At 66.3% G+C, this 12394-nt stretch carries 13 protein-coding genes, 3 tRNA genes and 1 pseudogene; 13 read left to right on the forward strand and 4 right to left on the reverse strand.

Annotated features, from left to right (window positions below):
• Window positions 1–113 precede the first annotated feature (113 nt).
• The 9 genes from AC2ITM_RS08740 to AC2ITM_RS08780 all read left to right on the forward strand — a co-directional run bounded on the left by AC2ITM_RS08740 (window position 114) and on the right by AC2ITM_RS08780 (window position 6939).
• Window positions 114–704, forward strand: coding sequence for a riboflavin synthase (locus AC2ITM_RS08740; protein WP_486466269.1), 591 nt, complete (start codon window positions 114–116; stop codon window positions 702–704).
• 32 nt (window positions 705–736) lie between these two features.
• Window positions 737–1264, forward strand: a complete 528-nt coding sequence (locus AC2ITM_RS08745) for a hypothetical protein (protein ID WP_486466270.1) — start codon at window positions 737–739, stop codon at window positions 1262–1264.
• A gap of 110 nt (window positions 1265–1374) precedes the next feature.
• Entirely contained in the window at window positions 1375–2511 is a 1137-nt protein-coding gene (gene ribB, locus AC2ITM_RS08750; RefSeq protein WP_486466271.1) for a 3,4-dihydroxy-2-butanone-4-phosphate synthase, read from the forward strand.
• 6 nt (window positions 2512–2517) lie between these two features.
• Window positions 2518–3060 carry a 6,7-dimethyl-8-ribityllumazine synthase gene (locus AC2ITM_RS08755; protein ID WP_486466272.1) on the forward strand — a complete coding sequence of 181 codons (543 nt, stop codon included), beginning with the start codon at window positions 2518–2520 and terminating at the stop codon, window positions 3058–3060.
• Window positions 3061–3086: 26 nt separating this feature from the next.
• Window positions 3087–3587: a transcription antitermination factor NusB gene (gene nusB / locus AC2ITM_RS08760; protein WP_486466273.1), complete on the forward strand. Its 501-nt coding sequence runs from the start codon at window positions 3087–3089 to the stop codon at window positions 3585–3587.
• Window positions 3587–4069 carry a GNAT family N-acetyltransferase gene (locus AC2ITM_RS08765; RefSeq protein WP_486466274.1) on the forward strand — a complete coding sequence of 161 codons (483 nt, stop codon included), beginning with the start codon at window positions 3587–3589 and terminating at the stop codon, window positions 4067–4069. The genes nusB and AC2ITM_RS08765 overlap by 1 nt, the downstream gene beginning before the upstream one ends.
• A gap of 93 nt (window positions 4070–4162) precedes the next feature.
• Window positions 4163–4477, forward strand: a complete 315-nt coding sequence (locus AC2ITM_RS08770) for a hypothetical protein (protein ID WP_486466275.1) — start codon at window positions 4163–4165, stop codon at window positions 4475–4477.
• A 548-nt stretch (window positions 4478–5025) separates the two neighbouring features.
• A complete protein-coding gene (locus AC2ITM_RS08775; RefSeq protein WP_486466276.1) occupies window positions 5026–6417 on the forward strand; it encodes an MFS transporter in 1392 nt (463 codons plus the stop codon).
• A gap of 66 nt (window positions 6418–6483) precedes the next feature.
• On the forward strand, window positions 6484–6939 hold the full coding sequence (locus AC2ITM_RS08780; RefSeq protein ID WP_486466277.1) for an MmcB family DNA repair protein: 456 nt from the start codon (window positions 6484–6486) through the stop codon (window positions 6937–6939).
• Window positions 6940–6945: 6 nt separating this feature from the next.
• Here the strand turns inward: AC2ITM_RS08780 and AC2ITM_RS08785 are convergent, their stop codons facing one another.
• Window positions 6946–7161 (reverse strand): DUF6324 family protein, encoded by a 216-nt coding sequence (locus AC2ITM_RS08785; protein ID WP_486466278.1) that lies wholly within the window; start codon window positions 7159–7161, stop codon window positions 6946–6948.
• 150 nt (window positions 7162–7311) lie between these two features.
• Here AC2ITM_RS08785 and AC2ITM_RS08790 point away from each other — a divergent pair.
• Window positions 7312–7388, forward strand: a tRNA-His gene (locus tag AC2ITM_RS08790).
• A 155-nt stretch (window positions 7389–7543) separates the two neighbouring features.
• Window positions 7544–7620 (forward strand) — tRNA-His (locus AC2ITM_RS08795).
• Between the two features lie 348 nt (window positions 7621–7968).
• On the opposite strand, the pseudogene AC2ITM_RS08800 reads toward AC2ITM_RS08795, so the two are convergent.
• Window positions 7969–8109: pseudogene (locus AC2ITM_RS08800) on the reverse strand (helix-turn-helix domain-containing protein); the annotation flags it as partial.
• A gap of 319 nt (window positions 8110–8428) precedes the next feature.
• Window positions 8429–8503 (reverse strand) — tRNA-Asn (locus AC2ITM_RS08805).
• Between the two features lie 172 nt (window positions 8504–8675).
• On the opposite strand from AC2ITM_RS08805, the gene pdxR reads away from it, so the two are divergent.
• Both pdxR and AC2ITM_RS08815 read left to right on the forward strand, forming a co-directional pair.
• Window positions 8676–10157 carry a MocR-like pyridoxine biosynthesis transcription factor PdxR gene (gene pdxR / locus AC2ITM_RS08810; RefSeq protein ID WP_486466279.1) on the forward strand — a complete coding sequence of 494 codons (1482 nt, stop codon included), beginning with the start codon at window positions 8676–8678 and terminating at the stop codon, window positions 10155–10157.
• Complete coding sequence (locus AC2ITM_RS08815; protein ID WP_486466280.1) at window positions 10154–10906, forward strand: alpha/beta fold hydrolase; 753 nt, start codon at window positions 10154–10156, stop codon at window positions 10904–10906. Before pdxR ends, AC2ITM_RS08815 begins: the two co-directional genes overlap by 4 nt.
• Here the strand turns inward: AC2ITM_RS08815 and AC2ITM_RS08820 are convergent.
• A complete protein-coding gene (locus AC2ITM_RS08820) occupies window positions 10903–12138 on the reverse strand; it encodes an NAD(P)/FAD-dependent oxidoreductase (protein WP_486466281.1) in 1236 nt (411 codons plus the stop codon). The genes AC2ITM_RS08815 and AC2ITM_RS08820 overlap by 4 nt on opposite strands.
• Between the last annotated feature and the right edge of the window lie 256 nt (window positions 12139–12394).

Here is a 12394-nt window from a genome sequence, read left to right on the forward strand (position 1 = left end):
TTGAAGAATCCTGCACTCTGCCGTCCCCGGTTGTCAAAAGGTCTTTGCCGTCCCGCGCTTGCGGTGGCCTGCGCGGGGCGCTACCCCTTGCCCAGACCAGACCCGGAGGCCCCATGTTCACTGGCACCATCACCGATATCGGCAGTATTTCGGCCCTGAGCCGCGGTCCGGGCCAAAGCGCCCGTATCCGCTGCGGCTATGATCTGGACCGGCTGGATGTGGGCACCTCGGTCGCCTGTGCCGGGGTGCGGCTGACGGTGACGGCGAAGGGCGATGACTGGTTTTCGGTCGATGTCAGCGCGGCGACGCTGGCGCGCACCACGCTGTCGGACTGGCTGGAGGGCACGCGGATCAATCTGGAACGGCCGCTGCGCGTCGGCGACGAACTGGGCGGCCATATCGTGTCGGGCCATGTCGATGACGTGGCCGAAGTGCTCTCGGTCATCCCCGCGGGCGAAAGCCTGCAGGTGCGGTTGCGCGCGCCGCAGGCGCTGGCGCGCTTTGTGGCGCAGAAGGGGGCGGTGGCGCTCGATGGCGTATCGCTGACGGTGAATGCGGTCGAGGGCGCGGAATTCGAGGTCAACATCATCCCGCGCACACGTGCCGTGACGACGCTGGGCATGCTGGCGGCGGGCGACCGCGTCAACCTCGAGATCGACACCCTGGCCCGCTATGTCGCCCGCCTGCAGGAGATGCGCGCCTGATCCCCGGCATCGGACACAACCAGGGTCCCTCGATGGAGCCAGGCCAGGCCTGGCGCATCCATATGTGGACCCGCGCCAAGGCCCAGCACCCCGAGGCCAGGCTGCCGCCCGCGCTGGTGCGCCAGCGCATCGCCCGCGCGCGCGAACTGGGGCTGGCTTATGCCGATTATGCTTCGGTGCGGCGCACCTCGGGGCGCGACATCTGCGGCTATCTGCTGTCGTCGAATGCGCTTGGCGTTTTGCGGCCGGGGCAGGTGGCGCCCGAGGGGGTGCGCGATGTTCTGGCCGGGCTGCGCCATGTGCGCCGCATTGGCCTCGCCCATGCGCCGCTGACCCCCGAGGCGCTGATGGACCTGGCCGGACACCTGGACGAAGCCTGGCCCGCGCCGCCGCTGCTGGCCGATTTCGCCCGTATCCGCGAGGGGTTGCGCGCAGCCCAGGGGCGCCTTCCATCGGCAGGCCTGGTGGCGGTGACGGCCCTGCAGCTGGAAGCGGACTGGGTGAGCGCGGGCCGCCTGGGCGCGTCGCTGCCCGGCATGGCACTTTTCGGCACCGATTGACCCTGCCGCATTTGCACAACCGCTTTGCACCGGTTGAGAGTGGCAATCGCTTTCAAATGGCGGTGGAGTATATTATTCCCCACGGCAACACGACCGAAAGTGATTGGCCCATGCCCGAAGCATCCCCTGAAACCGCTTACGAAAACCCCGGCCCCGTGGAACAGAACTGGTCCGATGCGATCTCCTCGGTCGACGAGATCCTGGAAGAGGCCCGCAACGGCCGCATGTTCATCCTCGTCGATCACGAGGACCGCGAGAACGAGGGCGATCTGGTCATCCCCGCGCAGATGGCGACCCCCGAGGCGATCAACTTCATGGCCACCCATGGCCGCGGCCTGATCTGCCTGTCGCTGACCGGCGAGCGCGTCGACCAGCTGGGCCTGCCGCTGATGGCCTCGCACAACTCTTCGCGTCACGAGACCAACTTTACCGTCTCGATCGAAGCCCGCGAAGGCGTCAGCACCGGCATTTCCGCCCATGACCGCGCCCGCACCATCGCGGTGGCCATCGACCGCGGCAAGGGTGCCGCCGACATCGCCACCCCAGGCCACGTCTTCCCGCTGCGCGCCCGCGAGGGCGGCGTGCTGGTGCGCGCCGGCCATACCGAGGCCGCCGTCGACGTCTCGCGTCTGGCGGGCCTGCAGCCGGCCGGTGTGATCTGCGAGATCATGAACGAAGACGGCACCATGTCCCGTCTGCCGGAACTGATCGCCTTCGCACAGCGTCACAACCTGAAGATCGGCACGATCTCGGACCTGATCGCCTATCGCCGCCGCCACGACAACCTGGTGCGCGAACGCGAAGAAAAGACCATCACCTCGGATTTCGGGGGCGAGTGGACGCTGAAAGTCTTCACCGATGAAACCCAGGGCGCCGAGCATATCGCGCTGATCAAGGGCGACATCACCACCGACGAACCGGTTCTGGTGCGGATGCATGCGCTGGATCCGCTGCGCGACGTGGTGGGCTACAAGGCGGGCCGGGCGGATGAATTCCGTCATGCCATGTGCCAGGTGGCCGAAGAAGGCCGCGGCGTCGTCGTGCTGCTGCGCGACCTGACGATGAAGATCATGGATGTCGAGGAAGTCTCGCCGCAGACGCTGCGCCAATATGGCCTGGGCGCCCAGATCCTGTCGTCGATCGGGCTGCACAAGCTGGAACTGCTGACCAACTCTCCGCGCCCCAACATCATCGGCCTGGAGGCCTACGGGCTGGAAATCACCGGCACCCGCCGCATCAAGGAGTGAGCACCCATGGCTGCCTCTGAACTGCACCACATCATGCCGCGCGGCACGCTGGACAAGCCTGCCAAGGTGCTGATCGTCTATTCGCCCTATTACAAGGACATCTCGGACGAGCAGATCGCCGGCGCCAAGGCCGAGATCGAGGCCTGGGGCGCCACCTGGGAGGCCATCGAGGTCCCCGGCGCGCTGGAAATCCCCACCGCCATCGCCATGGCGGGCCGGATGGCCGATTTCGACGCCTATGTGGCACTTGGCTGCGTGATCCGCGGTGAAACCACCCATTACGACACAGTCTGCAACGACAGCTCGCGCGGGATCACCCTGCTGGGGCTGCAGGGCCTGCTGATCGGCAATGGCATCCTGACGGTCGAGAACCGCGAGCAGGCGCTGGTGCGCGCCCGGGTCGCGGATCAGAACAAGGGCGGCGGCGCCGCAGCAGCGGCCTTGCATCTTCTCGCGCTTTCGCGCAAATGGGGCGCTCCGAAAAGCGGTGTGGGATTCCGTCCTGCGACCGATGAATACCAGCTGGCCGGCGGAACCGCTTCCGCCTGAGCCCGGCCCCACCGATAGGCCCCGAGATGAGCGACGAGATCCAGAACCCGCAGCCTGCCGACCCCGTGTCGGGGAACCAGAAGCGCAAGATGCGCTCTGCCTCGCGTCTCTACGCGGTGCAGGCGCTCTACCAGATGGAAGTGGGCGCACAGACCGTCGACCGCGTGATCACTGAATTCGAGGATCATCGCTTCGGGGCCTCCTACGAAGAGGGCGACTTTATCGAAGGCGACGTGACGCTGTTCCGCAAGACCATGCGCGATGCGGTCAACTGGCAGGCCAAGATTGACCAGATGACCGACCGCGCGCTGGTGGCGAAATGGCCGATCGCCCGCATCGACCCGACCCTGCGGGCCCTGTTCCGCGCCGCCGGCGCCGAGCTGGTCGAGGGCGAAGCCCCCCCGAAGGTGGTGATCGTGGAATTCGTCGACGTGGCCAAGGCCTTCTTCCCCGAAGGAAAAGAGCCCAAGTTCGTCAATGCGGTCCTGGATCACATGGCCCGCGAGGCACGCCCCGAGGCCTTCTGATGGCGGGGCTTTCGGATCCCTGGCGCCTGGCGTGCCCGGCGGATCTGCCCGCCATCGAAACCCTTCTGGCCGAACCGGAATTCTTCGACCGCCTTGCTGCGGTCGATCCGGTGCGTCTGCGCGCCTCTCTGGATGGCACCCGACCCGAGCGGATGCTGGTCAGCGGTGCGCCGGGGGCCATTGCCGCCTTTGCCTGGGTGTCGGGCTGCGACACCGACAGCCCCAAGATCGAGGAATTCGCCGTGCTGCAGCGCGGGCAGGGCGTCGGCCGTCAGGTCTTCCCGGCGCTGGTGCAGACCCTGCGCGCCGAGGGCTGCTATCGTTCGGTCTGGCTGAAGGTGGTGGTCGGCAACGATCCGGCGCGTCACCTTTACCGAACTTCGGGCTTTGACCGGGAAACCTTCTGGCCCGCGGGCTGGACCGATCGCAACGGCCATGTCGCTGACATCTGGCGCATGGAATGCACATTCGAGCCCGCCTGACCCCCGCGACAGCACGTCCCGGCGGTTATGGCGGACAGGAAAAACAACCTGTGGTATAAGTCCGGGGGACTCTCTTCTCTCCCGGAGGTATCAATGCCAAGGCTTGTTCGTCTTTACATCCTGCACTGCCTCATCGGCTTCGGCCTGTCGGCGCTATTCACCGCCGGACTGGTCTGGTTCGATGTGATGGGGCTGAAACATCTGGTGCTGACGTCACGCGACGGTTGGCTGGGGGCCTTCCTGATCTTCTTCTCGAACGGGATCGTCTTTGCCGGCGTGCAATTTGCCATTGCCATCATGAACATGGCCGAAGAGCAGGGGCCGCGCGGCGGCAATCGTCTTCCTCAGCCCGCCCGGGTGGCGGTGAAGGAAGATCAGCGACGGGCCCGCACGCAGCCGTTTGGGTGACGCATTCCCGAGGACCTGTATATACAGGTGGGCGCCAGGTAACCGGACCACAGCCCGGACAGAGCCAGCTCCCTCGGAGTTGCTTAAGGCCACCGGAATGCACCCGTACACGAGAAGGGCAGCACCCGTCGGATCCACAGGTAGTGGCTTGGCAGGGCTGCGGCAAGGGGGCAGCGGCGTGAAGCGGCCGAATTTTCGGGCGTCTTACGGCGGGGCTGGCGGTGACGGACAGGCCTGCCCTGTGCCGATTGCATGACTAGTCAGGAAAAGATGGGCGGCTGGCTTGCCTTTTTCCGTGCTCCGGCGCATATCCCAAAGGGGATCCGCCGCATCGTGGCGGGGACGCCGCCCTTTCGTCGTGCGACGGGCCGGGGCACGTCCCGCAGGAGCGAGGCGTCCGGTACGGCTGCGATCCTTTCGATTTTCGAACGACCTTTGCCGAACTGCCCCGACGGGCGCAGCCAGTGATCCCACTCGGGCACAATCGGGTGCCGCAGCCATGGACCGCACCTGGGGAGGAGCGCGGCCCGACCAGATATGGATAGACCATGACGGAGACCCCCTCCCGCACCGTTCCCGCCGAGGACGGCCTGCCGACCGGCCGCCGCCGCCTTGCCTTTGTCGCCCTGATCGTCACCATCGCCATGGCGGTGCTGGACGGCGCCATCGTCAACCAGGCGCTGCCGGTGATCGCGCAGGAACAGGCGGTCAGCGCCTCGACCGTGATCTGGGCGGTGACCGTGTACCAGCTGGTGCTGGTGATGACGATTCTGCCCTTCGCCGCCCTGGGCGACAAGATCGGTTTCCACCGCGTCTACCTGTTCGGAATCGCGCTCTTTACCCTGGCCTCGGCGCTGTGCGCGCTGGTGCCGGGGATCCACGCGCTGATCTTCGCGCGCGGTCTGCAGGGCATCGGTGGCGGCGCCCTGATGAGCCTCAACAGCGCCATGGTCCGACAGATCATGCCCAAGGACCGTCTGGGTCGCGGCCTGAGCGGTATTTCCATGATCATCGGCATTGCCGGTGCCGCGGGCCCGTCGCTGGGCGCGGGGATCATGGCGGTGGCCAGCTGGCACTGGCTGTTCCTGATCAACATTCCCATGGGTCTTGCGGCGCTGCTGCTGGGCTGGTTCACCCTGCCGCGCGCCGCCGGGTCGGGGCGGCGTTTCGACCTGACCGGCGCCCTGCTGAATGCGGTGACGCTTGGCCTGTTCATCACCGCGCTTGGGACCTTCGGCCATCCCGGCGCCGCCCGGCTGGCCCTGGCCGAGCTGGCGGTGGCGCTGGTCGCGGGGGTCTTCTTCCTGCGTCACAACCTGGGCCAAAGCCACCCGATGCTGCCGCTGGACCTGTTCGGCATCCGCCAGTTCAGCCGATCGATGATCTGTTCCTTCTGTGCCTTCTTCGCGCAGTTCCTGATGCTGGTGACGCTGCCGTTCTACCTGCATGATGTCATGGGTCATTCCGTGGTCACCACCGGCCTGCTGATGACCCCCTGGCCGGTCGCGACCGCCGTCATGGCGCCCTTTGTCGGCCGGCTGGCGGATCGCCACAGCGCCGATTGGCTGGGTACGATCGGCATGATCCTGTTCGGCGCGGGCTTCCTGGGGGTGGGGGTGCTGACGCTGCATCCCTCCGAGGCGCTGGTGCTGGTGTCGATGACGGTCAGTGGCGCGGGCTTTGCGCTGTTCCAGTCGCCGAACAACCGGCTGATCCTGTCCTCGGCGCCGAAACATCGCGCGGGCGGGGCCAGCGGCATGCAGTCTGCCATGCGTCTGATCGGCCAGTCGGTGGGTGCGGCCGGGGCCTCGGTGCTGATGTCCGTCTCGGGCGGGGTCAATCTGGAGGCCGCAGCCGCCCTTGCCGCCTTCCTGGCGCTGGTCGCGGCAGGCGTGTCGCTCAGCCGCAGGTCCGGTCGTCCGGTCCACCAGATGGCCTGATCCCATCCCCCGGCGGTACGCCGCCGGGGGCTTGCGGGGCGTTCATGGATTGTTCATGATGCGCCCATGCCCCTGACGCCCCTGTCCCCCGATCCCGCTCCACCGCAGCCCGGCCAGCTTCTGGCGCGGGGTGTCTGCCGTCTTCTGGCCAGCCACGACTTTGCCTGCCTTGAGGAATTCGTCCCCGAGCGCGGCAAGCGTCTGGATGTCATGGCCCTGGGTCCAAAGGGGGAGCTTTGGATCATTGAGTGCAAATCCTCCCGGGCGGACTTCATGTCGGACATGAAGTGGGAGGGCTATCTGCAATGGGGGGATCGTTTTTTCTGGGCCGTGGATCAGGATTTCCCGGTCGATCTGCTGCCAGAGGACTGCGGGCTGATCCTCTGCGACGCCTGGGGCGGAGAGGTCCTGCGGATGCCCGCCGAGCAAAAGCTGGCAGGCGCCCGGCGCAAGGCTGTCACCCTGAAGTTTGCGCGCGATGCCGCGCGACGACTTCAGGGGTACCGCGACCCGAGGGTCTGAGGCAGCTCAGCGCTTGGTCTTGCCCTTGCCGCCGGACTTGCCGGCCTGTTCGGCAGCCTGCGCGGCGGCCTTGATTTCTTCCGCGATTTCGATCGCCTCGTCGGGTTCGAAATCCATCGGAATTTCCAGGCCGTTGGCCTCGATGAACAGGCGCACCATGCCTTGGTCGGTCGGGCCGATCTGCAGGTTTGCCTCGATGTCGCGTTCGGTATCGATGCCCATGGGAGCCTCCAAAACTAAGGCTTGCTGGTTAGCGCGGGACTTGGGTCTTGGCAAGAGTAGCTGCGGAGCGGCCGGCTGACCATACGTCGTGAATTTTTGTGCAGCTTTCCTCTTGCGCGCCCCGGATGGCGCCGGTAAATCCCCCTCAGTGCCGCCTTAGCTCAGTTGGTTAGAGCGCTGGATTGTGGATCCAGAGGTCCCCCGTTCAAGCCGGGGAGGCGGTACCACAAATTTCCTGACATCGAAAATAGTTTGATGGCGTGCCAGTGGCGCGCCGTTTGTCGTGGCGCGTGGGTCTGCGATTTCGGAAAGTGACCCTGGGGAGGGGCATGCGGATTTCCTCTTGCACGGGTCGTGCGGCACCGGTAAATCCCCTCTCAGTGCCGCCTTAGCTCAGTTGGTTAGAGCGCTGGATTGTGGATCCAGAGGTCCCCCGTTCAAGCCGGGGAGGCGGTACCACTCCCCCCTTGGAGCCTTATCCGATCTGACGGTGTGGTGCGCATCGTAAGGTGTGATGCGGTTGTGTTGCTTGCCCTGCGTCGCATTATGCAGATGGAGCAAAGGGGTGATGCGCCATCGCCAGATGCATCGACGGGTTCTGCCCCTGTCAGACAGCATTCATTGCCGGATTTCCAGGGTCGGATCGCATTCGAGCGAAATATCCGCGAACTGGGCTAATCTCTCTTCGAAGCAGCCGGACAAGTCCCGCGCTGCCATGCCCGGATCTGTCAGCGGGCATCGCCCGGCGACGAGAGTAGCGTCCGGGTGGAACGGATGCGCCCGGTGCCGCGCGACGAGCTGGGCAAGGTGATCGGGATGACCCTGCGGGGCCTCACCCTCGGCCTCATGGCGGTGCCGCCAATTTCAGAGCGTCGGGCGCGACACGCCACAGCGCCGACATGTCAGTCCCGCGTCCCCGGTCCATTGATGGGTCGTCACCCGGATCAAGCTTGCAGCAGGGGAGGCATGCCGTCACCTTTCATCCGTCGAAGCTGAGGGGAGGTTGCGTCAATTTGCGAGTGAAACCCTCATACATCAGCCCTGGCCTCGACCGGAGCAGCTTTGTGGGCTTCCGGCGCTGTGGGCGCACATGCATCTTCATGAAGGGGCGGCGGTGGGTGGCGCCCGATCTCTATGGCTCGGAGCGCACGAGGCATCGCAGTGAGCGGGGCTGCCGATGGCAATGTGAATATGTTGCAGAGGTCCCTGAAACGACAAAGGCCCCTCTTACGAGGGGCCTTTATGCCATTGATCTCTTTGAGAGATTTGGCTCCGGCGGTAGGGATCGAACCTACGACCAATTGATTAACAGTCAACTGCTCTACCGCTGAGCTACGCCGGAACATGTGGGGCTGTATAGCGATGGCTTTCGGGGGGCGCAAGACGCAGATGTCGCCTTTTTTGCGCATTTGCGGATGCCGTTACGCCACCTTTGGCAGGGTCTGCGCGGATCCCTTTTCGCGTCCCGGCAGAGGGGGTAGGATGGGGCCAGAAACCTCAGCTTATAGATCCAGATGGCCATTCCTGCCGAGACCTTCTTCTTGCCCGCCGACGGCCAGGGTACGCTGCAGCAGCAGATCCGGCAGCTTGTCTCTCAGGCCATCCTGTCGGGGCGTTGCCTGCCGGGGGAAAAGATGCCCTCGACCCGGCATCTGGCGCAGCATCTGGGGGTGGCGCGGATCACCGTGACCAATGCCTTTACCGATCTGGTGGCGGATGAATATCTGCTGGCCAGGGGGCGTTCGGGCTTCTACGTGGCCGAAACGGCGCCGCATCCCACCATGCACCGCCCCGAAGGTCAGGGCCCGGCCGCGCCCTTCGACTGGTCGCGGCGGCTGCGGCAGGGCCATGCCCAGGCGATGCCGGTGTTGCGGCCGCAGAACTGGGCCGACTACCGCTATCCGTTCATCTACGGGCAGACCGATCCGAAGCTGTTCGATCACGCCAACTGGCGGGCCTGCGCGATCCGTGCGGTTGGGCGGCGCGATTTCGACAGCCTGGCCATCGACCATTACGAACGCGACGATGCGCTGCTGGTGGAATTCCTGCTGCGCCAGATCCTGCCCCGTCGCGGCATCGAGGCCCGCCCCGAAGAAATCCTGATCACCATGGGCGCGCAGCACGCGCTGTGGATGACCGCGCAGATCCTGCTAAGCCCCGAACGCACCGCAGTGCTGGAAAACCCCTGCTACCCCGGCCTGAGGCATATTCTGCAGCAGGCCCGGGCGCGGGTGCACAATGTCGATGTTGACCGTGACGGACTGCCGCCCGAGGCCATTCCGCAGGGCGCCGACGTGGTCTTTACCACCCCCTCGCATCATTGCCCCACCAACGTGACCCTGCCGCTGGAGCGCCGCCGCGCCCTGCTGGCCCGCGCCGAGGCAGAGGGCTTCGTCATCGTCGAGGACGATTATGAATTCGAGATGTCATTCCTGAAACCGCCCTCTCCGGCGCTGAAATCCCTCGATCGGTCGGGGGCGGTGGTCTACATGGGCTCGTTTTCCAAGTCGATCTTTCCGGGGTTGCGCATCGGCTACATGGTGGCGCCCGAACCCTTCATCACCGAAGCCCGGGCGCTGCGCTCGATGGTGCTGCGCCATCCGCCCGGACACATGCAGCGCACCACCGCCTATTTCCTGTCGCTGGGGCATTTCGACGCCCAGATCGCCCGCATGGCGCGCAGCTATCGCCAGCGCCGCGCGGTGATGGAAGAGGCTCTGGCCGCCCATGGCCTGCTGGATCCCGACCGCCCCGGCACCTTTGGCGGCTCGTCCTTCTGGATGCGCGGCCCCGAGGGGGTGGACATGGGGCAGGTGGCGTTGCGGCTGCGGCAGGCCTCGGTGCTGATCGAGCCGGGCGAGGCCTTCTTTGCCGGGGGCGCGCAGGCGAAACGGCATTACCGGCTGGCCTATTCCTCGATCCCGGCGGCGCGGATCGAAGAGGGCGTGGCGCTGATCGCCCGCGAAATCCGTGCCGCAGAGGCCGAGATCCGATGACCGACACCCCCGACCGCATTATCCTGATCCATGGTGCCTGGGCGGGCGGCTGGGTCTGGGAGGGGCTGGTGCCCGCGCTCGCGGCCCTGAACCGCACCGCCATCGCGGCCGAGCTTCCGGGCAACGGCCATCACCCGATCGCGTTGCCCGACGTGCGCCCGGGCGATTACCTGGACACGCTGGCCGATCTGATCGGCACGGGGCCGGGCAAGGTGGCGATCCTGGGCCATTCGGGGGGTGGCCAGCTGGTCAGCGCGGCCATTGCCGCCTTCGCCCCGCGCATCAGCCATGCCATCTGGCTGGCCGGAATGCTGCTGCCCGAAGGCCAGACCTTTGATGACCTGCAGGACGATATTCTGGGGCAGGGCAAGCGTTTCGGCGTCACACCTCATGTGGTGCATGAAGAAGACGGGCGCTCTAGCCGCGTGCCGGAAGACATCGCGATGACGCATTTCTTCCAGGATGCGCCGCCGGATCTGGCGCGCGCTGCGGCGCGGCGCCTGACCCCGCAGCCCAGTGCAGGGCACCGGCTGAAGATCCCACGCGGGCCGCAGTTCCAGGCCGCTTTTGACGCGATGCCAAAGCTATATATCCTGGCAGAGCGCGACCGCTCGGTGCTGCCCGAGGCGCAGCGGCGCATGGCCTCGGGGCAGCGGAACCTGGATCTGGTGCGGCTTGACAGCGATCACGTGCCGCAACTGACCCGCGCCGACACCCTGGCGCGGATCCTGGACGACTGGCTGCCCTAATAGCGCCGCGCCTCGGCCGAGATCGCCTGCAGCAGCGGGTCGCTTTTGTGCTCCATCGCCTGCATCAGCAGCTCGGATGTGGTCGGGCCCAGGGTAAAGCCCTGGTGGCCATGGCCGAAATGGAACCACATGCCGGGATGGCGCGGTGCGGCGCCGACGACGGGCAGCATGTCGGGCATGCAGGGACGGGTGCCGAACCATTGGGTTTCGGGGCGACGCTCGCCGATGGCGAACAGCTCCCGGGCGCCAGCCACCCCGCGTTCCAGCTGCCGTGGGTCCGAGGGCGCCTCCATGCCGACAAGGGCTGCACCGGTGGCGACCCGCAGACCGGCGCGCATCGGCGACAGCACGACGCCATAGCCATTGTCCATCACCGGCGTGCGCGGCATCATCGGAGCGTCGTAATGGCCATGATAGCCGCGCTTCATCACCATCGGGATGTGGTACCCGAAGCGTTTCAGCAGCTCGGGCGACCAGGGCCCCAGGGCGATCACCACCTGGCTGCCCTGGACGGGCCCCTCGGTGGTGGTGACATGCCAACCCGACCCGTCCTGCGCCAGGGTCGCAGCATCGCCCGCCAGAAGACGGCCGCCGCGGTCCTGGAACAGCTGCGCATAGGCCGCCGTCAACCCGCCCGGATCGCTGCAGGTCCAGGCCTGCGCCCAGTGCACCGCCCCGGCGGGGGCCGCGATCAGGGCCGGTTCCTGTTGGCGGTAGGTCTCGGCATCCAGCACCCGGCCCAGCCGGCCGTAGCTTTTGCTGATGCGTTCGAAATCCTTTGCCGCAGCTTCGAATTTGCGGGCCGAGCGATAGACCACGTGGTAGCCGCCGCGCGCGATCAGGTTGTCGGCGCCCGCCGCCTCGATGAGCGGCGCATGGTCTTCTGATGCGCGCATGGTCAGCGCCGCGTAATGCACCGACAGCGCCCGGTGCGCCTTGGTGCCGGATCGCAGGTAGTAGCCCAGCAGCGCGCCGGCCTGCTTCATCACCGATGCGGGGGTCCAGACAACATCGTTCGAACGCCCCGAGGCATAGGCCAGCAGGGTGCGCAGGTCATGGGGCAGGGCGTAGGGCTCGGCCGCCTCGACCTGGATGAAGCCCGCATTGCCAAAACTGGTTTCGCGACCCGGTTCGCGCCGGTCCACCAGCGTCACCGCATGGCCGCGCGCCTGCAGCGCCAGTGCCGTGCTGACGCCGACCATGCCGGCGCCCAAAACAAGAAACTCCGCCATCTTCCGCCCTTTCGCGACGCAGCATTGCCCGTCAAAGCCTAGCCAGCCGGTCCGCGCCCCGGCAAGAGAGCCTTATGTCCACCCCCACACCTTGCCGTAGCGGCAGGCGGGTGCGCTGCATCACGCGACAGCACGCTTGCGTGAAACCTGCGCGCCCGGGCACGCGAACTTGACACCGATCAAGTCGCGGGCTGCCCTATGGTCATAGCTGTGATCATATTTCCGGCCGTCCTTCGTTTCGCGGTACCTCCTTGGC

This window comes from Pseudooceanicola sp. NS-SX9, assembly GCF_057380705.1.

Coding starts and splice junctions, on each gene's coding strand:
- AC2ITM_RS08740 (WP_486466269.1), top strand. CDS start 114: ATGTTCACTGGCACCATCACCGATATCGGCAGTATTTCGGCCCTGAGC.
- AC2ITM_RS08745 (WP_486466270.1), top strand. CDS start 737: ATGGAGCCAGGCCAGGCCTGGCGCATCCATATGTGGACCCGCGCCAAG.
- ribB (WP_486466271.1), top strand. CDS start 1,375: ATGCCCGAAGCATCCCCTGAAACCGCTTACGAAAACCCCGGCCCCGTG.
- AC2ITM_RS08755 (WP_486466272.1), top strand. CDS start 2,518: ATGGCTGCCTCTGAACTGCACCACATCATGCCGCGCGGCACGCTGGAC.
- nusB (WP_486466273.1), top strand. CDS start 3,087: ATGAGCGACGAGATCCAGAACCCGCAGCCTGCCGACCCCGTGTCGGGG.
- AC2ITM_RS08765 (WP_486466274.1), top strand. CDS start 3,587: ATGGCGGGGCTTTCGGATCCCTGGCGCCTGGCGTGCCCGGCGGATCTG.
- AC2ITM_RS08770 (WP_486466275.1), top strand. CDS start 4,163: ATGCCAAGGCTTGTTCGTCTTTACATCCTGCACTGCCTCATCGGCTTC.
- AC2ITM_RS08775 (WP_486466276.1), top strand. CDS start 5,026: ATGACGGAGACCCCCTCCCGCACCGTTCCCGCCGAGGACGGCCTGCCG.
- AC2ITM_RS08780 (WP_486466277.1), top strand. CDS start 6,484: ATGCCCCTGACGCCCCTGTCCCCCGATCCCGCTCCACCGCAGCCCGGC.
- AC2ITM_RS08785 (WP_486466278.1), bottom strand. CDS start 7,161: ATGGGCATCGATACCGAACGCGACATCGAGGCAAACCTGCAGATCGGC.
- pdxR (WP_486466279.1), top strand. CDS start 8,676: ATGGCCATTCCTGCCGAGACCTTCTTCTTGCCCGCCGACGGCCAGGGT.
- AC2ITM_RS08815 (WP_486466280.1), top strand. CDS start 10,154: ATGACCGACACCCCCGACCGCATTATCCTGATCCATGGTGCCTGGGCG.
- AC2ITM_RS08820 (WP_486466281.1), bottom strand. CDS start 12,138: ATGGCGGAGTTTCTTGTTTTGGGCGCCGGCATGGTCGGCGTCAGCACG.